Annotated in this window: 20 protein-coding genes and 1 other annotated feature; of the genes, 15 read left to right on the top strand and 5 right to left on the bottom strand. The window is 40.9% G+C overall.

Translation table 11 applies throughout. From position 1 onward, the window contains the following. Positions 1-5: 5 nt before the first annotated feature. From VEB00_15765 to VEB00_15750, 4 genes are all read left to right on the top strand, one after another. Positions 6-2,435 (top strand): glycogen/starch/alpha-glucan phosphorylase, encoded by a 2,430-nt coding sequence (locus VEB00_15765; protein HYF84472.1) that lies wholly within the window; start codon positions 6-8, stop codon positions 2,433-2,435. Beyond that, entirely contained in the window at positions 2,432-4,393 is a 1,962-nt protein-coding gene (locus tag VEB00_15760; protein ID HYF84471.1) for a glycoside hydrolase family 13 protein, read from the top strand. Before VEB00_15765 ends, VEB00_15760 begins: the two co-directional genes overlap by 4 nt. A gap of 14 nt (positions 4,394-4,407) precedes the next feature. After that, positions 4,408-6,156 carry an N-6 DNA methylase gene (locus VEB00_15755; GenBank protein ID HYF84470.1) on the top strand — a complete coding sequence of 583 codons (1,749 nt, stop codon included), beginning with the start codon at positions 4,408-4,410 and terminating at the stop codon, positions 6,154-6,156. Between the two features lie 286 nt (positions 6,157-6,442). Further along, positions 6,443-7,150: a PrsW family glutamic-type intramembrane protease gene (locus VEB00_15750; GenBank protein ID HYF84469.1), complete on the top strand. Its 708-nt coding sequence runs from the start codon at positions 6,443-6,445 to the stop codon at positions 7,148-7,150. On the opposite strand, the gene VEB00_15745 is transcribed toward VEB00_15750, so the two are convergent. The 5 genes from VEB00_15745 to VEB00_15725 all read right to left on the bottom strand — a co-directional run bounded on the left by VEB00_15745 (position 7,147) and on the right by VEB00_15725 (position 10,994). Then, positions 7,147-8,247 carry a CoA protein activase gene (locus VEB00_15745; protein HYF84468.1) on the bottom strand — a complete coding sequence of 367 codons (1,101 nt, stop codon included), beginning with the start codon at positions 8,245-8,247 and terminating at the stop codon, positions 7,147-7,149. The genes VEB00_15750 and VEB00_15745 overlap by 4 nt on opposite strands. Beyond that, complete coding sequence (locus VEB00_15740; GenBank protein ID HYF84467.1) at positions 8,201-9,205, bottom strand: acyl-CoA dehydratase activase-related protein; 1,005 nt, start codon at positions 9,203-9,205, stop codon at positions 8,201-8,203. The genes VEB00_15745 and VEB00_15740 overlap by 47 nt, the downstream gene beginning before the upstream one ends. Positions 9,206-9,326: 121 nt before the next feature. Further along, positions 9,327-9,857, bottom strand: a complete 531-nt coding sequence (locus VEB00_15735) for a chromate transporter (GenBank protein ID HYF84466.1) — start codon at positions 9,855-9,857, stop codon at positions 9,327-9,329. Then, positions 9,854-10,387 carry a chromate transporter gene (locus tag VEB00_15730; protein HYF84465.1) on the bottom strand — a complete coding sequence of 178 codons (534 nt, stop codon included), beginning with the start codon at positions 10,385-10,387 and terminating at the stop codon, positions 9,854-9,856. The genes VEB00_15735 and VEB00_15730 overlap by 4 nt, the downstream gene beginning before the upstream one ends. 25 nt (positions 10,388-10,412) lie before the next feature. Then, positions 10,413-10,994, bottom strand: a complete 582-nt coding sequence (locus VEB00_15725; GenBank protein HYF84464.1) for a 5-formyltetrahydrofolate cyclo-ligase — start codon at positions 10,992-10,994, stop codon at positions 10,413-10,415. A 247-nt stretch (positions 10,995-11,241) separates the two neighbouring features. Between VEB00_15725 and VEB00_15720 the strand changes: the two genes are divergently transcribed. The 11 genes from VEB00_15720 (at position 11,242) to VEB00_15670 (ending at position 23,222) form a co-directional block, all read left to right on the top strand. Beyond that, on the top strand, positions 11,242-11,739 hold the full coding sequence (locus VEB00_15720; protein HYF84463.1) for a DUF5668 domain-containing protein: 498 nt from the start codon (positions 11,242-11,244) through the stop codon (positions 11,737-11,739). Positions 11,740-12,276: 537 nt separating this feature from the next. Next, the gene (locus VEB00_15715; GenBank protein HYF84462.1) at positions 12,277-14,025 is read left to right on the top strand and encodes an ABC transporter ATP-binding protein; all 1,749 of its coding nucleotides are present in this window, start codon (positions 12,277-12,279) and stop codon (positions 14,023-14,025) included. A gap of 172 nt (positions 14,026-14,197) precedes the next feature. Next, entirely contained in the window at positions 14,198-14,479 is a 282-nt protein-coding gene (locus tag VEB00_15710) for a metal-sensing transcriptional repressor (GenBank protein HYF84461.1), read from the top strand. A gap of 79 nt (positions 14,480-14,558) precedes the next feature. Beyond that, a complete protein-coding gene (locus VEB00_15705) occupies positions 14,559-15,581 on the top strand; it encodes a DMT family transporter (protein HYF84460.1) in 1,023 nt (340 codons plus the stop codon). A gap of 334 nt (positions 15,582-15,915) precedes the next feature. After that, the gene (locus VEB00_15700; protein HYF84459.1) at positions 15,916-17,289 is read left to right on the top strand and encodes an amino acid permease; all 1,374 of its coding nucleotides are present in this window, start codon (positions 15,916-15,918) and stop codon (positions 17,287-17,289) included. Between the two features lie 215 nt (positions 17,290-17,504). Beyond that, the gene (gene larE / locus VEB00_15695) at positions 17,505-18,329 is read left to right on the top strand and encodes an ATP-dependent sacrificial sulfur transferase LarE (protein ID HYF84458.1); all 825 of its coding nucleotides are present in this window, start codon (positions 17,505-17,507) and stop codon (positions 18,327-18,329) included. 53 nt (positions 18,330-18,382) lie between these two features. Next, positions 18,383-18,659: a binding site (T-box leader), on the top strand. Positions 18,660-18,810: 151 nt separating this feature from the next. After that, entirely contained in the window at positions 18,811-19,632 is an 822-nt protein-coding gene (locus VEB00_15690; GenBank protein HYF84457.1) for an amino acid ABC transporter substrate-binding protein, read from the top strand. 20 nt (positions 19,633-19,652) lie between these two features. Then, a complete protein-coding gene (locus tag VEB00_15685) occupies positions 19,653-20,330 on the top strand; it encodes an amino acid ABC transporter permease (protein ID HYF84456.1) in 678 nt (225 codons plus the stop codon). A 26-nt stretch (positions 20,331-20,356) separates the two neighbouring features. After that, the gene (locus VEB00_15680; GenBank protein HYF84455.1) at positions 20,357-21,109 is read left to right on the top strand and encodes an amino acid ABC transporter ATP-binding protein; all 753 of its coding nucleotides are present in this window, start codon (positions 20,357-20,359) and stop codon (positions 21,107-21,109) included. A 38-nt stretch (positions 21,110-21,147) separates the two neighbouring features. Then, entirely contained in the window at positions 21,148-22,299 is a 1,152-nt protein-coding gene (locus VEB00_15675) for an aminotransferase class I/II-fold pyridoxal phosphate-dependent enzyme (GenBank protein HYF84454.1), read from the top strand. Between the two features lie 11 nt (positions 22,300-22,310). Beyond that, positions 22,311-23,222 carry a cysteine synthase family protein gene (locus VEB00_15670; GenBank protein HYF84453.1) on the top strand — a complete coding sequence of 304 codons (912 nt, stop codon included), beginning with the start codon at positions 22,311-22,313 and terminating at the stop codon, positions 23,220-23,222. Positions 23,223-23,311: the final 89 nt, after the last annotated feature.

The raw sequence follows: 23,311 nt of genomic DNA, 5'->3' as shown, positions 1-23,311 counted from the left end.
AGGCAATTATGATTATAAGTAAAGATAGATTTAAACATGATTACTTGAAAAAAATATCAACCATGCATGCGAAAAGCTTTGAGGAAGCAACAAACAATGACCGGTATACAGCTCTTGGAAGCCTAATCAGGGATTATGTATCAGGGGATTGGATTAAGACAAATGAAGAATATCATAAAAAGAATATAAAGCAGGTATATTATTTCTCTATTGAATTCCTGCTGGGAAGACTCCTGGGCAACAACCTGGTAAATACCGATATGGAGAAGGTCTGCGAGGAAGTGCTTCAAGAACTCGGAACCACCCTGAAGGAGATAAAGTCTGCCGAGCCTGATGCTGGGCTTGGAAATGGAGGACTTGGAAGGCTGGCTGCTTGCTTTCTTGATTCCATGGCTTCCCTTGGAATACCTGGGCATGGCTGTGGAATCAGATACAAGTATGGACTGTTCCATCAGAAAATCGTTGACGGCTATCAGGTGGAGCTCCCTGAGAATTGGCTCAGAGAGGGAAATGTTTGGGAGATGAGGAAGGCTGACAAGGCTGTTGAAGTCAGGTTTGGGGGAAATGTGGCCACCGAGTATGAGAACGACAAGCTAAAATTCAAGCATGAGAACTATGACACAGTGCTGGCAGTTCCTTATGACACACCGATAATGGGTTATAAAAATGAAACTGTTAACACATTAAGGCTCTGGAGTGCAGAAAACCCAGAGAAGGATTTCGACTTATCCTCCTTCAGCAAAGGGGATTACATGAAGGCAGTGGAGAACAAATACTCTGTAGAGGCCATATCACAGGTGCTTTACCCTGATGACAGCTATGTAGAAGGCAGGAAACTGAGACTCAAGCAGCAGTACTTCTTTGTGTCTGCGGGCCTGCAGAGTATTGTAAGAACCTACAAGCATGCAAATGAAAGCATTAAGGATTTTGATGAAAAGGTGGCAATTCATATAAATGACACTCACCCTGCAGTGGCCATACCTGAGCTAATGAGAATTCTCATGGACCAGGAAGGCATAGACTGGGATACGGCATGGAAGATAACTACAAATACTATTTCCTACACCAATCATACTATTCTATCCGAGGCACTGGAAAAATGGCCTATAGATATGTTCAAATCAATGCTGCCGAGAATTTATATGATTATTGAGGAGATAAACGAGAGATTTTGCAGGGATTTGTGGAATAGATATCCCGGTCAATGGGACAAGATATCAAGAATGGCTATTACAGCGGAAGGATATGTGAAAATGGCACACCTGGCAATAGTGGGGAGCCACAGTGTAAACGGGGTTGCCAAGATTCATACTGAAATATTGAAAAAGCAGGAGCTTGTGGATTTCTATCATTTCTATCCATACAAGTTCAATAACAAGACCAACGGCATTACCCATAGAAGGTGGCTGCTGAAGTCAAATCCCGAGCTGGCACAGCTGCTTAAGGAGACCATAGGGACCAGTTGGGCAAAGCATCCCACAGATCTTATAAAACTATTAAAATATCAGGATGATGCTGCAGTTCAGGAAAAGATAATGAGAATAAAGCAGAATAATAAGCTGGAGTTGGCAAGAATAATAAAACAGAAGTATTCAATAGATGTTGATCCAAGCTCAATATTCGATGTGCAGATAAAGAGAATGCATGCATATAAGAGACAGCTTCTTAATGTGCTCCATATAATGCACCTTTACAATTGTTTGAAGGAGAATCCCAAGCTGGATATTATCCCAAGAACCTTCATATTCGGGGCCAAAGCGGCACCGGGGTATTATTTGGCTAAACAGGAGATTAAGCTTATAAACACCCTCGCCGATAAAATAAATAATGACAGGACCATTGAAAATAAGCTTAAAGTTGTATTTATGGAAGACTATAAGGTATCTTTGGCTGAAAGGATAATTCCGGCAGCTGATGTGAGTGAGCAGATATCTACTACCACAAAGGAAGCCTCAGGTACAGGAAATATGAAGCTCATGATGAATGGAGCCATTACTGTCGCTACTCTGGATGGGGCAAATGTCGAGATAAGGGATGAAGTCGGGGATGAAAATATTATTATATTTGGAATGACAGAAAGAGAAGTAATGGATTACTACAGGCAAGGTGGATACAATGCAGTCGAGATGTATAACAATGATCCAAGGATTAAAAAAGTTGTAGACCAGTTGGTAAACGGCTTCTTCCCGGTGAGCAATGTTGAGTTCATGGGCATTTACAACCACCTGCTGCTGCAAAACGATGAGTACTTTGTGCTGAAAGACTTTAATGCATATGTGGAAGCCCATAAATGGGCGGATGAGCTCTATCGGCAAAAATCCAAGTGGGCAAGGATGAGTATAAACAATATTGCTCACTCTGGAGTATTCTCCAGCGACAGGACAATATCGGAATATGCAACAGGCATATGGGGGGTCAAAGAGGTGATTATATGACGAATACATTGTTTTTTCATAACTCTCATGAGGAAAAATATCGTTTCCCCTTTGGTGCAGTTCCCTGCGGCAGCAAAGTCAGCCTGGGGCTTACAGTTCACACCTCGAGTCCAATAAGCTCAGCTGATGTAATAATCAGTATAGAGGGCGGCATTGAACAGAGGTTGGGCTTAGCCTTAAAGGACGAATCGGGAGAAGCAATGCACTATACTGCAGAAGTGGATGTACCACAGGAGCCGGGACTTCTGTGGTACTATTTTGAGCTAGTCATGGAGGGCAGAAAGTATTACTGCGGGAACAGCGAAAGCTCGCTGGGAGGTATAGGCCGCGTATATGATACAATCCCTCCAAGATATCAGATTACAGTATATAAGGGAGAAGCAAAAACTCCATATTGGTATAAAAGAGCAATAATGTACCAGATATTTGTGGACAGATTCTATAATGGGAGCAAAGACGGCAAGGCGCTGAACCCTAAGAAGAACAGCTTCATATATGCCAATTGGGAGGATACCCCTACTTATATAAAGGACTGTGAGAATGGCTCAATAGCCAGGTGGGACTTTTTCGGAGGAAACCTTCAGGGTGTGATAGATAAGCTGGACTATCTAAGAGCGCTGGGTATCGCTGTGATTTACTTGAATCCTATTTTTGAGGCACCCAGTAACCACAAATACGATACGGCGGATTATAAAAAGATAGACCCGATGTTTGGCAGCAATGAGACCTTCAAGGACTTGTGCAAAAAGGCGGAACAGCGGGGGATATCTATTATGCTGGATGGGGTTTTCAGCCATACCGGCAGCGACAGCATATACTTCAACAGGTATGGCAGCTATCCCGGTATAGGAGCGTTTCAGTCAACAGAATCCCCATATTACTCATGGTACCGCTTCAAGTGCTCCAAGGATGACTATGAGTGCTGGTGGGGAGTCGAAAGCCTGCCCAATGTCAATGAAATGGATCCTGGATATGTTGACTATATAATTACCGGGCAGAACAGCGTCATAAAGCAATGGATGGACTTGGGTGCAAAGGGCTGGCGTCTGGACGTGGCAGATGAGCTTCCCGACGAATTTATCCGCATTCTCCGTAAGGCTATGAAGGAAAAGGATGCTGACTCGGTACTTATGGGAGAAGTTTGGGAAGATGCCTCTAATAAGGAAAGCTATGGAAAAAAGAGGGCTTATCTTATGGGAGAGGAACTGGATTCAGTAATGAATTATCCCTTTAGGGAAATAATGATCGACTTTTTTACCGGGAGACACGATGCAAGACATGCAAATGAAGTTCTCATGAGTATTTATGAGAATTATCCTCTCCATAATTTCTACAGCAATATGAATTTGATCGGTACCCATGACGTTCCAAGAATACTGACCATACTGGGGGATGCCCCCGGGGAGCAGCAGCTGTCGCAGATGCAAAAGGAAACATATCGCCTGCCTGAGAGTCAGAGGTCTCTAGGCATAGCAAGACTTAAGCTATTGTCGCTTATACAAATGACCTTTCCTGGAGTTCCAAGCATATATTATGGAGATGAAGCAGGACTGGAGGGGTACAAGGACCCTCTGAACAGGGGAACCTATCCTTGGGGAAATGAAAACTCTGAACTGCTTGATTGGTATAAGACTATAACGTCTATTAGAGGCAAATATGATGTTTTCAGCACAGGCAAATGGATTACGGTATATGCTGAAGGCGATGTTTATGGTTATGTAAGAAGTATAGATAATGGCAGGGATGCATTCGGGGAGCATTGTGAGGACAATACTGCCCTTGTGCTGGTGAACAGGAGCAGGGACAGCCGGCGCCATGTATCAATAGACATGGGGAAATGGTGCAAGAGCAGCATGTATGACTTGCTTGAGGGCAGTAAAGGTATTGACATTGTTGAGGGCAGGCTGGACATTATCCTGGAACCCCTGCAGGGGAAATTATATATGGAAAAGCTGTAGATATGAGGTTAAGCATGAGTATAAAAGAATCAATACTCAAAGAGAGTGATAAAGTACAATCGAAGAAAAGCCGCAGGGACAGAAAAGACAAGGGGGTTTTCTATACTCCCCCGGAGGTCATAGAAAGAATGACTGAGAAAGTGCTGTCCAAGGCAGATGTGATAGAGAATCCTTATATCAGGATATTGGACCCTGCCTGCGGGACGGGTCTTTTCCTTATAAAAGCCTTCCAGATGCTGAAGGAGAAGTTCGAGAGAAACTATGAGACAATATTGGACAGGAATAAAGAGCTGCAAGGAAAGCTGCAAAAGGAGGGTATAGGGCGCTTTATAGTTGAAAACAACTTATGGGGTGCCGATATAGATCAGGAAGCTTTGGATACAGCCGGTGAAATACTAATGCGGTTGGCAGGGAGAGAATGCCGGGGGAATCTTGCCTGCTGTGACAGCCTGCTGGGCGGAGTAGAAGGGGAGTACGACTATATATTGGGCAACCCTCCATACATAGGTCATAAGATGGTATCCAGTGAATATAAGAAAGTCTTGCAGCAGATATATAAAGGAATTTACATGGATAAGTCTGACATATCTTACTGCTTTCTGAAAAGGGGCATAGATTTTCTGCGTCAGGGGGGCACTTTAAGCTTCATTACTTCCAGATACTTTATGGAAGGCCCATCTGCTGCGGGACTTAGAAGGTATATAACCGATAAATGCAATATCACTGAAGTAGTTGACTTTTACGGGAGTCGCGTTTTTCAGGACGCAGGAGTCGCTGCCTGTATAATTACGCTGAATAAGGGAAGCTTTGTTGGCGAAACTGTAGTTTTGAAGCAAAAACAAAATATAGCTGCTTCAGAAGCTGAATTGTTTGCTCCTTCAAGCTTTGAGCACTTTACTGTAAATAGCACGGAATTCAAGGATGATGGCTGGGTGCTTTTAAGCCCTGAGAAATATGAAATATTTGCAGCTCTTGAAGCAAAGAGCAGTGTGACTCTGAAAGACATTGCCCACAGTTATCAGGGTATAATAACCGGCTGTGACAGGGCTTTTGTTTTAAGTGGAAGTGAGGTTTCGGAGCATGGGATAGAGAAATCGCTTTTGAGACCATGGATTAAGAACAGTGATATCTTAAAGCATGGTATAAAGGTAACTGACAGGTTCCTTATATACTCTGATTTTATACAGGAGGAGAAGGATTTTCCAAATGCTATAAAATACATTGCAAGCTGCCGGGATAAACTTCAAGAGAGAAGAGAATGCAGGCGGGGAGTGCGGAAGTGGTATCAGCTGCAGTGGGGCAGAAACAACGGGATTTTTGAGTCGCCCAAAATAATCTACCCCTACAAGTCCTCAAACAGCCGTTTTGCAGTTGATGAAGCAGGCAACTTCTGCAGTGCGGACATATACAGCCTGAAGCTTAAGAAGGAATATGAAGGCATTATTTCATTGGATTATATTGCAGCAATCCTTAATTCACAGCTGTTCGAATACTATTTTAAATGCTATGCAAAAAAAATCAGTGAAAACCTATATGATTATTATCCCAATACAGTGCTGAGAATGAGAATTCCTATGCCCATAGCCGGAAGTCTCATACAAGAGAAGGCTCGCCAGCTAAAGGATTGTAAAAATGAGGAATACAAAAGGGCTGTTACATATGAAATCGACAGGGAACTATATAAGCTGTATGGATTAAATGAAAGACAGATAAAAATTGTTGAGAATAATGGCAATGTGTCTAGTAATAAATCTAACAAATAGTTATAGAATAATGTGACACAGGGGAACGGATACCACTGAACACACGGATGTTCCACGGATTCCTACGGAATTGCACGGTTGATTTTATATAATATATAGCGGCATTAGTGGTTTTTGATTCTTACTTCATTATCGATTAATACTTATGTTTCAGTCTATTTTTTTTCGCCGTGTCTTCCGTGGGTTTCAGTGTTTTTCCGAAGGAAAACCGTGGTTCCCGTTTCTCCTTTGCTTTCTGCGCATTATTTATTTTAGTATATATTTAATTCAACAAGGAGGGGTCGAGATGCTTTTGTTGGCTGCGGCGGTGGCTCCATCTGCTGCTTTGCTGTACTACTTTTATACCAGAGATAAATATGAAAAGGAGCCCAGGCGGCTGCTTTTAAAAGCATTCCTGTTGGGCGGAGGCCTTGTAATACCGGTACTTTTTATAGAGATGACCTTGAATATATTTGATACGACTGACTTTAGCTTGTTGACCGCTGGCTATACTGCTTTTATAGTGGCGGGGCTTGTAGAAGAATCCTCCAAGTTTTTATTGTTTTTCTTCTATATATGGAAGAGCAGAGAGTTCAACGAAATGTATGACGGTATCGTATATGCAGTGTTCATTTCCTTAGGTTTCGCTACTGTCGAAAACCTTGCATATGTGCTTTCAAGTGGCTTCAGCACTGCAATTGTCAGGTCCATTACTGCTGTGCCTGCACATGCTCTATTTTCCGTAGCAATGGGATATTACCTGGGCATAGCCAAATTTGCAAAGCCACAGTACAGGCAGAAATATTTATTGCTTGGATTTGCAGTTCCGGTAATACTTCATGGAATATATGATTTCATACTGTTTTCACAGAAATTTTACATGCTGCTTTTTTTCCTGCCATATATGCTGTATCTTTGGAAAAGTGGGCTCAGACATGTAGATGAACTAGTGGAGTTCTCACCCTTTAGAAAAGCAGAGGAAGAGTACTCGGATGCTGAGAAAGATAAAAGCTAGTGGAGTACTCCACTAGCTTTGTTGCTTCTATTCTTCCCTATATAGTCCACAAAGGCCTCCAGCCTTGTTTGGAATCCAGCCTCACCTGTCTGCTCATCCACTATCATGTAAAGTATGGGGATGGAATAATCTTTTTCTATCTGAGGAAGTATTGATCGGGATACTATTTCAGGCATGCAGGTCATGGGGTAAATCTGTATAAGTCCATCATAGCCCATTTTTGCATAATGTATTGCATGACCGATGCATTCCTGGGAATGCCCTCCAATGAGAGTGGGCAGGTAGGGCTTCGACAGCTTCTTTTCCTTCGTATACGGCTTTCGCCCGGTAGCAGGAAGAATCACATTATTGCGAGCCCAATCCTTTACAGTCATTGACCTGTGCACTTCCACACCCAAGTCCCCAAGCTTTTCCTCTACATTAAGATTAGTGAATGGCTCAATAATTGTATATATCTCTCCGATGATTCCTATTCTCACAGGCTTAAAGCTGGTGTCTATATTTACTTTTTTTATAAGATTCTTGGTTTCACCGATTAAACTCAGCATCTCGGCTGTGCCCTTAGCATTCATCACATTCCTCTTAAACTCATGTACGATTGCCCGTAATTCAGCTTTATTGACAGTCCGCGGCCTTGTATAATAAAGCAATTCATTCAAGCTGTCCACTTCACAGCATACCTTATAAGCATTCAAAAAGGCCCTTACGATATTTGCTCTATTGTTTCCGGCAATTTTCTTGATTGTTTCAAAGAATTTCCGATATCCTTCCTTCGGAGGGTCAAGAATCATGATATCTATGTCTTTATATCCTGCTTCCTCCAAGGCTTGCTTCTGCAAGGGACCATAGTAGCCAAACCTGCAAGGCCCGCAGCTCCCGGTGATGAGTATTGTGTCTGCTCCTGCATTGATACTGTTAATATAATTTCCAAGCATAATCTTGTACGGGAGACATATAGTTTCCGGTGAGATGGAAGAGCCGAGCCTTAAGGTTGCACTAGTTGTAAATGAAGGGATGACGCTTTCAACTCCTACCTCATCCATAAGACTTTTAATTGCTATGTATGCTTCGCCCATGTGCGGATAAGTAAGCCGCATTTGTATTCCTCCAGTCCAATAGGTCAAAAAACGCCTCTAAGCGGGTGTTGAAGCCTGCATCTCCGGTATGTTCGTCAATATTCAACACCATGTAGGGTTTTTTATAATATTTTCTAGCATATTTCTCAATGAATTCTCCCGCAAGAGAATCTACTCCGCAGCCGAAGGCTGTCAGTGACAGCATTCCATCAATGGAGCTATTGTCCATTATGTATAATGCACTGCCGATAATGCTTTTGCCGCTGCTCCAGAACATTCTTTTAGAAAGTTCCATACATCTTTCATTTATAATATGTGGGTCTATCATATCGGGAGTTAATATTTCGGCACCTCGATCCCTCAGCTTTTTTATCAGGCTCATGTTTATAAAGTTATCATAAAGCAGGTACGGGTGCCCGATAAGCCCTATTGTGATTTTGCGCTTGTATGAAATATCTGGTCTGACCATAATTACGCTGTCGGGAGTATTGCCTTTATGTACTGATGATTTAAACTCCTCATGGGCCTTCAACGCTAAATTTATGCCTTTGCTGATTCTCATCGGGTTTTTGAACCTTAACGAAAATGCCATTTTATATAGTGCTTTTACAAGCTCCCTTTGGCTTTTTAAAAGGTTTATCTCTGTATCGATTAGGGGGGGCAAATCTGGAACTGAGTATTTAATCATCTCGGGAAGCCCCCCGAATTTCGGACATATATATTCACCCCTTGATACGCTTGTAAGGCGGGGTACAAGCATGCGGTCCACCTTATCCTTCAGATTATTTACATGACCATGGTATACCTTTACCGGGAGACATGCGTCATCAATGCTGTACTGTACACCCTTATCAAGTATTTCCTTAGTTGTCTCCGGAGAAGGAACTACTTCAGCCCCGAGCTCCGTAAGAAAGGTCTGTATAAAGGGATAATACTTGTAAAAATACATTCCTCTGGGAATGCCTACTTTTAAAGCCACTAAATCACCTCTTTCCCTGTAATATTATTAACAAAGAACAAGAGTTTAAAACAAAAATAAGAAAAATCCAGAATCATGCGTTACATGACTGTGGATTTTTTGGCAATGGGCAACCAGATATTTACATCATTCCATAGAATACTATTCCAAGCACTCCTGAAATAACTATTGCAATTATTGGGTTTATCTTTAGCTTGTAGACTCCCGCAAAGACCAGCAATGCAATTATCGCACCCTTAAGATCAATAATAGACACCTTACCAATTTTTACACACGCTGCTGCGATAAGCCCCAATACTGCAGGTCTTATGCCTAGTATGACCCAGTTTACCTGCTTCAGATGCTTGAACTTATTATAATAAACCGATACGAGCAGTGTGATTGTAATAGGTATCAGCACAACTGCAAAGGTTGCAATGGCTGATCCTGCCAGAGCTCCGACCTTGTAACCCACAAAGGTTGAAGAATTGACGGCGATTGGCCCGGGAGTCATTTCTGCTATGGCAACAATATCAATGAAATCCTCCGGTGAAATCCAGCCGTTGCCTTCAATTACTTCCTCCTGTATAAGGGATAGAACCGCATATCCTCCGCCGAAACTGAAGGCTCCAATCTTGAGGAAAGCTAAAAAAAGCTTCAATAGTGCAGTCATGCCTTCTCCTCCTTTCTGAAGAGGAAAAATCCCAAACCCCCGCATATTACTATAGTTACTATGGGGTGGAAATTAAGCAGGAGAATCGCTAGTAGTACCGCCAAAGAGATTGATATGTTAACCAAATTTATACCCATTGATTTTACAAGCTTTACCAAGGCATAAGCAATTAATGCTACCACTGCTGGTCTTATCCCTGCAAATACATACTCAACAATGGGATTTTCCTGAATCGAGCCAAAGAATAAAGCAATCAGCAGTATAATCAGGAAGGAAGGCATAACTGCTCCAAGAGCTGCAGAAATCGCTCCTGCAAAACCGGCTTTTTTGTAACCTACAAAAGTGGCACAGTTGATAGCCAAGGGGCCGGGCAGGCTGTTGGTAACGGCAATAGAATCCAAGAACTCTTCGTCGCCCAGCCACTTTTTATTGTCTACAACCTCCCGCTGTATCACGGGAAGCATTGCATAGCCTCCTCCAATCGTAAAAGAGCCTATTTTAAAAAAAGTAAAGAAAATGTCAAGTAGCATGTTATCACCTTCTATTTCGTTATTCTTAGTCTATACTGCTATGTGTGCATCTGATTGTGCCTTTTTCAGTTACTATGTAATCTACAGGAATATCGTATTCATCTGATGGAACAAAGTCTACTATCTGAAAGGAAAACGCAAGGGCGGCCTTAACTGCACCCGGCTGCAAGCGCTTCATGAACCTGTCATAATAGCCTGCTCCAAAGCCCACTCTGTTTCCGACCTTGTCAAAGGCTATGCCCGGTACGAGCACCAAGTCAATAAGTCTGCTGTCGGCAAGTCTGATATGCTGCAGCATGGGCTCACGTATTCCGAAATGTCCTGATTGGAGCTCTTCCAGATTTGTAATCCTTGAAATGGAAACCTCATGAGTCTCGGGTATACATATTGGTATATATACTTTTTTGTTCTGCTCCAGGCAATAGTTTATAATAGCGTCGGTTTTCACCTCGTGCTTAAAATCCAGATATACCATCACATGAAGTGAGCTATCAAGAAAGCTGTTTTTCCTCAGATTGAGAAAAATACTTTCGCTGAGGTTGTTTACCTCATAATCGGATAATTTATTCCTTATACCAAGTATTTGTTTTCTTATTGAATCCTTCATATACTCCTCCACATTTTGGCAGTATTACTTCCATAACAATTATATTATCACTCATTATATGTTGGGCGCAATTGAGAATTTATATGTAGCAGCTGGCTTGCTGCGGAATTAAAAAAAAGCCTCTTGAAAATCCATACTTTTATCAGACATATATTCCAGTTTCGCGTATATTACTATGAAAGATAAAACGCAAAGCATAAGGATTAAATATATAATGTTTTTCGCAAAATATATGGGAGGTAAAATAATGAATAGGAATTCTAATATTGTAATTGGTACTGTTTTGATAGCTATGGGAGCACTGTTTCTCATGTCGAACCTGGGTTATCTGAATTTCACATGGAACTATATATGGCCTCTGGCGTTGCTGGTTCCTGGATTATATATGCATTTTGCATTCTTCACGGGAATTGACAAGAACCCTGGAATACTTGTGCCAGGAGGAATACTCACTACTTACGGAGCGCTTTTTTATGCCAACGTGTTTTTCGGATGGCACATGATGGCTGATCTTTGGCCGCTGTTTCTTATAGGTGTTGCAATAGGCCTATTTGAACTGTACCTGTTTGGAAACCATGACAAAGGACTTTTAGTGCCTGTAGCCATTTTAGGCGGCATAGGATTGTCAGCACTGCTGAGAACTTATATACGCGTTGACTTAAAGGATTATATAATACCAGCCGTTTTAATAATTATAGGAATTGCAATAATTACAGGAAAGGGCAGCAAGAAGGGTAACAGTTAAAAACTCAGCGCTTGTATCTCTTAACTGAAAGAAATGTTAATCCTGCAGAGATACAACATCAAGGAAGTGCATTTTTAACACTTGATTATCAGAAATTTGTTGTGTTAAAAAGCACTTGCTGTTCACATATATTCTTCTTCAAAACCAATAAGGTTTCTGAATATAATGCTAGGATTTTTAAATAAACCCAATGCATTATATTTGGTTTTTGCAATCGACATTATTCTCTGTCAGTTGACAGTAACGAAGCAAAAAGAGTATATTTAATGTAGAATGCATATTGTTATTGTTTCATTCATTTAAGCATAAATCCGGGTGATAAAGTGGCAAAAATTTTGATTGTAGACGACTCAATGATTATGAGACGGAATTATGCAGGACATTTAACCGGGAAATGAGTTGTGCACTGCACAGGCAGCGGCGGGGAAGGCTAAATAAATACATAATTTAGAATTGATCAACCATCTATTATAATATTAATGGTTGATTTTTTGGTTGTGTAGGATTATTATATTGTATTAATGTGGAGGTTGACCAATGAATAAGCTATGGAGATTCATCTCATATTATAAGCCTTATAAAGGCCTGTTCTTTCTTGATATGTTCTGCGCCTTTACAGCAGCGGGGGTAGACCTGCTCTTCCCTGTGCTGGTAAAGTACCTGCTTGAGAAGAGCCTTAGTGCAGAGCTGAATACGGCCTTTGACATCATAATAAAGATAGGGGCAGTAATGCTCGCCATACAAATACTAAAATATTTCTGCCAATATTTCATTACTGCCTGGGGTCATATAATGGGGGCAAAAATGGAATACGACATGCGCAAAGATATTTTCGCGCATCTGCAGAAGTTGTCCTTCTCATACTATGACAACAACAAGACCGGACAGATAATGTCAAGGATAGTCAATGATTTGTTTGATATAAGCGAGCTTGCACATCACGGTCCTGAAGAAGTGTTCATTTCTGCGATAAAGATACTTGGTTCCTTCTTCATATTGCTTAGCATCAATGTTAAGCTTACCTTGATAATCTTTGCATTCATCCCGTTCATGATGGTCTTTGCTATTTTCTACAATAATAAAATGCGCTCCGTATTTATGAGAAACAGGCAGAAAATTGCGGAGATTAACGCCCAGCTGGAGGATAGCATAGCTGGAGTAAGGGTAGTGCAGTCCTTTTCCAATGAGAAGGTGGAGCAGGAGAAGTTTAGCATAGGAAATATGGGTTTCCTGAAGACAAAGCAGGAGAGCTACTTTTACATGGGACGATTCTTTAGCGGCGTCGAGCTATTTAACGGTGTAATATATATTGTTGCGGTAATTGCCGGAGCATATTTCATAAAGCTTGGTGCAGCGTCAACCTCAGATCTTGTTGCGTATCTGCTTTATATAAATACCTTCCTTACGCCTATAAGATCACTGATTAATTTTACTGAGCAGTTCCAAAAAGGTATGACTGGCTTTGAAAGATTCCTGGAAATCATGGATACGGAGCCGGATATAAAAGACAGCGTGGACAGCGTTATACTGGAGGAAGTCAAAGGCAGAGTCGAGTTTGAGAGTGTTTCCTTCAAGTATGATGAGGGAGGACATGTGCTGAAGGATATCGACTTGAACCTGGAGCCTGGGGAGACTGCAGCTCTTGTGGGACCTTCAGGAGGAGGCAAGTCCACCCTCTGCAGCCTTATACCAAGGTTTTATGATGTAACTGGCGGGACCATAAGGATTGACGGAAGGGATATCAGGGGCATTAAGCTTGAATCCTTGAGAAAAAATATTGGAATTGTTCAGCAGGATGTATATCTTTTCGCAGGGACAATTCTGGAAAATATCAATTATGGAAAGCCGGGAGCCTCTAGGGAGGAAATAATAGACGCCGCCAAGAAGGCAAATGCTCACGATTTTATAATGGGGCTGGAAAAGGGCTACGATACCTATGTGGGAGAAAGAGGAGTCAAGCTTTCGGGCGGACAAAAGCAGAGAATAAGCATTGCAAGGGCTTTTCTAAAGAATCCGCCTATATTGATACTTGATGAAGCTACTTCATCCTTGGATAATCAAAGCGAAAAAGTTGTTCAGCAGTCTCTGGAAAGCCTGTCCAGCAACAGGACCACCTTTGTTATAGCTCATAGACTTTCGACAATCAAGAGGGCAAAGACTATACTGGTGCTTACCGATAACGGCATAGAGGAAAAGGGAAGCCATGAGGAGCTTATAAACAACAATGGAGTATACGCATCATTGTATAATGCACAGTTTGAAGACTCGGAAGAAATTAAGATATGAATAGGCAGTTAAAAGTGTAAATACAACCGTCGACTGAGGTGCATTGCGCATCTTAGCCGGCATTTTTTTTGCATCTAATCGTAGATTGACAGCAGGCATAAAGGAGAATACAATAATTATATGCCCAATAGGGGCATATGGCATATAACTATTAAAATTAGGAGGAAGAAAAATGTCAACTCAACAACACCATGATGTTGAAAAGCTATGTAAAAGAATTAATAGGATTGAAGGGCAATTAGGTGGAATTCGTAAGATGCTTGAAAGCAACAAACCCTGTGATGAAATCATTATTCAACTTAATTCAGCGAAAGCTGCTTTGCAGAAAATAAGTCAAATTGTGCTGGAAGACCATCTGGATCATTGTGTACTAGACGCACTTCGTGATGGAGATGGTGAAGTCCAGATTAATAGTTTAAAACGTGCTTTAAGCCAATATACGAAAATGATTTGATTAGTGAGTGAGGCAATATATGGATTTATTAAAAATAAAAAAATTAGCTTCTAAAGACAAAAAAATACAACCAATACTTATGGCTATTTTGGCTGCAGCTCTTTATGGTATTAGTTCACCTGTATCAAAACTGCTGCTCATAGAGATACCACCAACATTAATGGCAGCACTATTATATTTAGGTGCTGGCTTAGGAATGTTACTTGTTAATATGCTCAAGGTATTACGGAAGCGAGAGCAAATAGAAGCCAAAATGACCAATAAAGAGATACCATATGTAGTCGGTATGATCCTTCTTGATATTGCGGCTCCTATTTTTTTGATGTTAGGACTAACAATTACAACGTCATCAAATGCATCTTTGCTGAACAACTTTGAAATCGTTGCAACAGCTCTTATTGCTTTGTCTATTTTCAAAGAAGCTATAGGTAAAAGAATGTGGATAGCAATATCCCTTATTACGATTTCGAGCATTATTCTGTCAGTTAAGGATTTTAGCAGCTTTTCATTTTCGATAGGGTCAATTTTTGTAATTATGGCTTGCTTATGTTGGGGCTTTGAGAATAACTGCACACGTATGCTTTCGTTAAAAGACCCTTTGCAAATAGTTGTTGTAAAAGGCTTTGGGTCAGGCGTTGGTTCACTCATCATCTCTATGACTTTGAAGGAATATAGCAGCAATGTTGCATATATTGCGTTTGCCCTTTTACTTGGCTTTGTAGCTTATGGACTAAGTATATTCTTCTATATTAAAGCACAAAGAGAACTTGGAGCAGCCAGAACGAGTGCTTTTTACGCAGCAGCACCATTTATTGGAGTCTTGATTTCATGGTTTGTATTACAAGAAGGGATTGCTGATTCTTTTTTGATTGCATTGATAATTATGTTGGTTGGGACCTATTTTGCAGTATCTGAGGATCACAAGCACACCCATATTCATACTGAGGAAGTTCATGAACATAAGCACAACCACATTGATGGTCATCATATTCACATCCATGAGCAGGAAGTGATAGGAGAGCATAGTCATGAACATACTCATGAAGCTGTCGAACATAAGCATACTCATTTGCCGGACCTGCATCACAGACATTCTCATTAGACAGTTTTCAAGGGGCAGCCGCACGATATAAATATAAGCCTACGAGGGGACGTAGGCTTATATTACCCCAATCCCCTATATTGTAGGGTGGGTTGCTTTCGCCAGAGGCAGCGTAAACACCGCTTGTCTTTAGCAACTTTTATGGTATAATATACTCATTAGTAAATTATATTAAGAATGTGTTACAAATTCTTCAAATCAGAAAACCATAAAGGGTAGAAAGCTCATAACTAATTCCTTACTGAATTAAATCTAAATATTTAGTTGGAAGCATATAATAAACGGAGTTAATCTAAGATTATCTCATAAATATTATCAAAGAGGAGGAATATTAATGAAAGAAAAGTTCAAAAGCGAGTCATTGGAAAACGGTGGACTTAAGAGGGAACTAGGTCTAGCCGCAGCGACAGCGATTGTTGTTGGAAACATGATAGGGTCAGGAATATTTATGGCTCCACAAGGACTTGCAGCAGCATCAAATCCAAAGGCTGCAATGATAGCCTGGATTATTACATCAATCGGTTCAATTTTATTAGCTTTAAGCTTTGCTAAAATGAGTACCGCTATGCCAAAGACAGGTGGACCTATAGTTTATTCAAGAGCTGCCTTTGGAGAATTTGCAGCATTCTTGATTGCATGGACTTATTGGATAGGTGCTTGGGTTGGAAACGCAGCAATTATAACAGGTTTCATGAGCTATTTTACTTACTTCTTCCCTGTATTCGGAGAAAACAGACTTTTCGCATTTTTAATGTCATCCCTTGTACTATGGATATTTACTTGGATAAATATTAAAGGGGTTAAGGGAGCCGGACTTGTTGGTATAGTTACTACAGCATGCAAGTTAGTTCCACTGATCATCTTTGCAGGAATTGCTGCTATGAAGTTTGATGGAGGCAACTTTGGCACAGTATCATCAGTTGAAGTTTCCACAATGGCAACAATACCAGCCGCTGTTGGTATTACACTCTGGTCCTTCGTTGGACTTGAAAGTGCAACAGTTCCAGCAGGAGAAATCAAAAATCCTGAAAGAAATATTAGATTAAGTACAATATATGGAACTATAGTAACAGCAGTTATTTATGTAGTAATCAGTTTCCTTGCAATTGGTGCAATGCCTCAGGACAAGTTGGCAGGATCAAGCGCTCCTCTTGCAGATATAATAAACTTCGCAATCGGCGGAACATGGGGTGGAACTCTGATAGCATTAGGTGCAGTAATTTCAACACTTGGTGCAACATCAGGCTGGATTTTAACTACAGCAAGAAGCTCATATGCAGCTGCTGAAGATAAGTTGTTCCCTAAATTCTTTGGTAATATCCATCCGAAGTTTAAGACTCCACACACTTCATTAATTGTAGCAGGAGTTTGCGCAAACATTCTTCTTATAATGAACTATGTAGGTTCACTTACATCTGCGTTTAACTTTATGCTGCTTCTCGCAACACTGGCGTTCCTTCCAGCATACTCATTTACAGCAGCAGCTGAAATATTGTTATTAACAAAACATTCTGCTGACTTTAATGTTTGGAACTTCATTAAGAATTCATTCATGGCACTTTTAGCATTTGTATATTCAATATATGCAATATATGGAACAGGCGCAACAGTTGTAATGTATGGCTTCCTGTTAATGCTTGTAGGAATACCATTCTATGTGTACATGAAGCTTCAGAATAATAAAGGAAAATCAGAACAAGCTGTTTAATATTTAAATAACTTTCATATCTAATAGATTTAAAAGCCTCTGCAATATCTTTGCAGAGGCTTTTAACGTTATCAGCTCAATAGAAATCGATTAAAGCTTCATAATATCTTCACAAATGTTTTATATACTTAAATGTAAAACCTGCACAGGGTAGACAAGAGTTGTTTTATAAGATAGCATAAGTGCAATAAGTAAAACATAAACGGAGGAGAAATATGAAAGAGCAATTACAAAATAAACTGGAGAACCTTAGAAAAATAATCAGGAACACAGACGGAGCAGTTGTTGCATTCTCAGGGGGAGTGGACAGCACCTTTCTACTAAAGGTTGCTTCAGAAGTTCTTGGAGATAATATTATTGCTGTGACAGCAAATTCAGAAACTTATCCCAAAAGGGAACTTGAAGAGGCAAAGCTTTTTGCCGAAACTCAAGGAATAAGACATATAGTAATTGAAACCCTTGAGCTTGAGATAGCAGGTTTTGCAGACAATCCGCCGGATAGATGCTTTTATTGCAAGCATGAGTTGTTTTCCAAGCTTACAGAGATAGCAAAGAATAATGGTTTAAGGTATGTTTTTGATGGATCAAACTTTGATGACAGGAATGATCACAGGCCAGGCATGCGTGCCGCCAAGCAGCTAGGGGTTGTCAGTCCATTGAAGGATGCGGAAATGACAAAGGACGATATACGTGAGATGTCCAAAGAGTTTGGATTGAGCACTTGGAACAAGCCTTCCTTTGCATGTCTGTCATCAAGATTTCCATATGGAACGAAGATTACACCCGATAAGCTTGTTGTAATTGGCGAAGCGGAAGACTTTATCAGAGACTTGGGCTTTCCGGAGCTAAGAGTTCGACATCATGATACCATAGCAAGGATAGAAGTAGGTAAGGCTGATCTAGGGCGGATTGTGACCTTTGCGGATCAAATTACTGATAAGCTCAAATCCTTGGGCTTTCTATATGTGACATTAGAGCTGTCTGGTTATAAAACTGGCAGTATGAACTATACATTGAAAGAAGTAGAAAAAAACGATTGACATAGTTAAAATTATATAGTAAAATAAAACATATAAAACCAGTAGGAATAATGGGAAATGTATTGAAGAGAAGAGTAGGTCAAGAGAAACTGACAGAGAGAAAGTCCAATGTTGAGAGGACTTTTAAGCGTAACTTGTCTGAAGTGCATCTCGGAACACCGGACCGAATACTTTAGCGATTGTGAATCAATCCTGATTTTAGTAGGCTCCGACGGGTATGCCCGTTATAGCATTAAGGTATGATTGTACCGGAATTACGAGTTATTTGCATTCCAACATAATGATGCAAATAAACAGAGTGGAACCGCGAAATAAACTTTCGCCTCTGTAATAGAGGCGGGAGTTTTTGTTTTTTGCCTTAGTTCCTACTATACAAATTACATAATATCGAGGAGGGATAACAAAACTTTAATGCAATGCAGCATACAATAACCTACAAAAACAATAGGAATAGTAATATATAATAATAGGAGGATTAATCATGAAAAAAAGAATTATTTTAGTTACAGCAATTATTACCATTTTGGCGTTGGTATTCAGTGGATGCAGCGCATCAAACCAGACAGCAGCAAACCAATCAGGAAATGATGCAAAACCACAGAATCTGCTTGAACAGATAAAAGCCGAGGGAAAGATCAAATTTGGAACTGAAGGCACATATGCACCCTTTACTTTCCATGACGAAGCCGGCAAGCTTACAGGCTTTGATGTTGAAATTGCTGAGGAAATAGCAAAACGTTTGGGTGTAAAAGCCGAGTTCATAGAAACCAAATGGGATGGAATATTCGCCGGCTTGGATGCAAAAAGATTTGATGCCATAGCAAATGAGGTTGCAATAAGAGAAGACAGACTCGAAAAATATGATTTCTCCACTTCATATATCGTTTCAAAGGCTGTACTCATAGTAAATGAAGAAAACACTGACATCAAAGCATTTGAAGATTTGAAAGGAAAGAAATCAGGGCAGTCGCTTACAAGCAATCTATCAGATATCGCCAAGTCATTCGGAGCGGAAATAGTACAGACCGACGGGTTTAACCAAGCAATAGACCTACTTACTTCCAAACGTATTGATGCTACTATTAATGACGGTCTGTCCTTCCTGGATTTTAAGAAGCAGAGACCTGAGACACCTATAAAGATTGTAGATAAGATGGATACCATGGATCAAATGGGGATAATGTTCAATAAAGGAAATGCGGAGCTTGTAGACGCGGTCAACAAGGCATTGGATGAAATGAAAGCTGACGGCACATACCTTAAGATATCAGAGAAATGGTTCGGGGCAGACGTGTCCAAATAAAATGCATGAGGTGATTTCATATGTCAGACAGAATGGTAAGAATTGTACAAATACTTACTGATTCCTTTCTCCCGCTTTTAAAGGCGGGGATACAATTTACTGTGCCACTTACCATCCTGTCCTTCTTTTTTGGGGTGGTCATAGCTTTTGTTGTTGCGATAGTAAAGGTTTTAGAAATCAAACCCTTTGAGGTCATAGCCCGTTTTTATGTTTGGATTATAAGGGGAACACCTTTACTGGTGCAGCTTTTCATAATATTTTATGGTCTCCCAAGTATAGGGATAACGCTGGATGCCTTAACATCTGCAGTTATCGGTTTCTCCCTAAGTGTTGGGGCATATGGCTCAGAAATTATAAGGGGGTCTATCCAGTCGATATCGAGTGGACAATGGGAGGCGGCACATGCTCTTGGAATGTCGAAGGCTCAAGCCTTGAGGCATATAATACTTCCGCAGGCAATAAGGGTAGCAATACCGCCTTTATCCAATTCCTTCATAAGCCTTGTAAAGGATACCTCTCTGGCGGCGACTATTACTGTGTCAGAAATGTTCCAGGTGGCTCAGCAGATAACTGCGCGAACCTATGAACCCTTGTGGTTATATACAGAAGCGGCTGTGATATATCTGATCTTCTGCTCAGGACTTACAGTGCTGCAATCTAGAATGGAAGCACGTTTCGGAAGGCATTTGGCAAGATAATATATGAAATAGGGTAGGGATGCAAATTGATACGATTGGAAAATGTGTATAAGAATTTCGGTTCTCTTGAGGTGCTAAAGGGCATAAACCTCTCGGTGGAAAAAGGTGAAGTGGTCTGCATAATAGGCCCCAGCGGTTCTGGTAAAAGCACACTCCTCCGGTCCTTAAACCAACTGGAGAAGATAACCAGCGGAAGGATATTCATAAAAGACGAACTAATCTACGATAGAAAAGACAATAAGGATATGCTCAAGCCATCAAAGCAAAGAATATCAGAGGTTTGTTCTGAGATAGGCATGGTTTTCCAACGGTTCAATCTATTCCCTCACATGACTGTTCTGGAAAACATCATGCTTGCTCCAAGAGTGGTGAAAAAAATTCATCAGGACAATGCCAGAGAATATGCACTCCAATTGCTTGATAAGGTGGGACTTAGTGATAAGTCGGATGTATACCCATCAAAGCTCTCAGGGGGACAGCAGCAAAGGGTTGCTATTGCCAGAGCACTGGCGACTAAGCCGGAGATTATGCTTTTTGATGAGCCTACATCAGCTCTTGATCCCGAGCTTGTCTCTGAAGTCCTGGAAGTAATGAGTTCACTAGCCTTGGAAGGTATGACCATGCTGGTTGTGACTCATGAGATGGGCTTTGCGAAAGAAGTGGCTAATAGAGTGATATTTATGGACAATGGTGAAATAATTGAAGAGAATACACCGGAAAACCTGTTTAACAACCCTGTCAAGGATAGGACTAAGGCTTTCTTAAGCAAGATCATATAGAGCTGCAGCATAATAGATATAATATTGGAGGTATTTTAATGAACATAGAAACGTTATTAATCCATGGCGGTATTGATGGGGATGAGCAAACCGGTGCAGTCAGTGTACCAATTTACCAGACCTCGACCTATAAGCAGGCAGGTATTGGTGAACATAAGGGATATGAATATTCGAGAACTGGGAATCCAACCAGGCATGCTTTGGAAAAGCTTATTGCTGAGCTGGAGGGAGGCTATGCCGGATATGCATTTGGGTCAGGAATGGCAGCTATTACAGCTGTCTTGATGCTCTTTAAGAGTGGAGATAAAATACTGATACCGGATAATATCTATGGGGGCACCTTTAGAGTATTGGATAAGGTTTTTACGAATTTTGGAATACAATATGAGATTGTTGATACCAGCAATGAAGAGCAGGTAATAGAGCACCTGGATAATAGTGTTAAGGCCATATTTATCGAGACGCCTACCAACCCATTAATGACCATCACTGATATTTCCAGGCTATCTGCTATTGCGAAACAAAGGGGCTTGCTTACAATAGTCGACAATACATTCATGACTCCATATTTGCAAAAACCGATTGAACTGGGAGCGGACATTGTTGTTCATAGTGCAACCAAGTATCTGGGGGGACACAGCGATTTAGTAGCAGGACTGGTTGTGGTAAATAATGAAGAGCTTGCAAACCGTATACACTTCATTCAGAATGCAACAGGAGGAATACTTGGACCCTTTGATTCATGGCTGCTCATAAGAGGAATTAAGACATTATCGGTTAGAATGGATAGGCACGTTGAAAACGCTGAATATATTGCAGAGAAGCTAAATGAGCTAAGTGCAGTTTCAAAAGTATATTACCCTGGATTAAAAAACCATCAGGGATATGAGCTTCACAAAAGTCAGGCAAAAAAGCCGGGAGCTGTGATTTCTATTATTTTGGATGAGAATTATGATGTTAACCGTTTCCTTAAAGGTTTAAAAACCATAACTGTTGGAGAAAGTTTGGGGGGGGTAGAGTCATTGATGACCCACCCGGCCACAATGACCCATGGAGCCATCCCGTATGAACTAAGGCAGAAAGTAGGTATTTTGGACAATATGGTTCGGCTGTCAGTGGGAATTGAGAACAAGGATGACTTGCTTTCAGACATAATGAATGCTATCGAAGCAGCGAAATTGCAGCGGTAGGGGTGGATTAGATGAGATATGTGAATGATATTCGGGAATTGATAGGAAAGACGCCTATAATAAAGCTGAACAATATGGGCATTAAAGCCGGGATAAATGTATTCGCCAAGCTTGAGTGCTTCAATCCTGCCGGCAGCGTGAAGGATAGGATTGGTTTGTCGATGATCAGCAAGGCAGAAGGAGACGGACTGCTTAAGCCAGGCAGCACCATAGTTGAGGCAACAGCCGGTAATACCGGATTGGGGGTTGCATTAGCGGCATTAAACAAGGAGTATAGAGTAATTTTTGTCGTGCCCGACAAGTTTTCGATAGAAAAGCAAGTGCTGATGCGCGCACTCGGGGGTGAAATCATTAATACTCCGAAGGATAAGGGAATGAAGGGAGCCATGGAAAAGGCAGAAGAGCTGCTTAGTACCATTGAGAATTCTGTTACCTTGAAGCAGTTTGAAAATCAGCAAAATCCACTAATTCACTATGAGACAACCGGACAGGAAATATTCACGGATCTGGAGGGTCAAATTGACTACTTTGTTGCAGGAGCAGGCAGTGGTGGAACATATACAGGTGTTGCTAGATATTTGAAAGAGAAGGATGGCAGAATAAAAGCAATATTAGCGGATCCGGCCGGTTCAACCATGGGTGGTGGAGAAGAGGGCTGCTATCTGATGGAAGGAATCGGCAATAACTTTATACCACAGACAATGGATATGGAACTTGTGGACGATGTAATCAAGGTCAATGATGAGGAAGCCTTCTTTATGGCAAAGGAGCTGGCGAGAAAGGAGGGCCTCATCGTGGGTTCTTCATCAGGTGCTGCCATGGCGGCTGTATTAAAGTTGACACAGAGAATCACATCAGGGAATATTGTAACTGTCTTTCCAGATCGCGGTGACCGATATTTCAGCAAAAATCTATACTACTAAGCTGTCTTCTAAGTAATATCTGTTTTTTTATAGGAGAATATAGTTTTCCATAAATAAAAAAGTTAAAATGTATCCGTTTCTCCATAATA

Source organism: Clostridia bacterium, assembly GCA_035628995.1.
In the GTDB taxonomy this organism is placed as follows: Bacteria; Bacillota; Clostridia; order Lutisporales; family Lutisporaceae; genus BRH-c25.
Note: the sequence above shows the minus strand (reverse complement) of the source record. Positions and strands in the feature narration are given on the sequence as shown.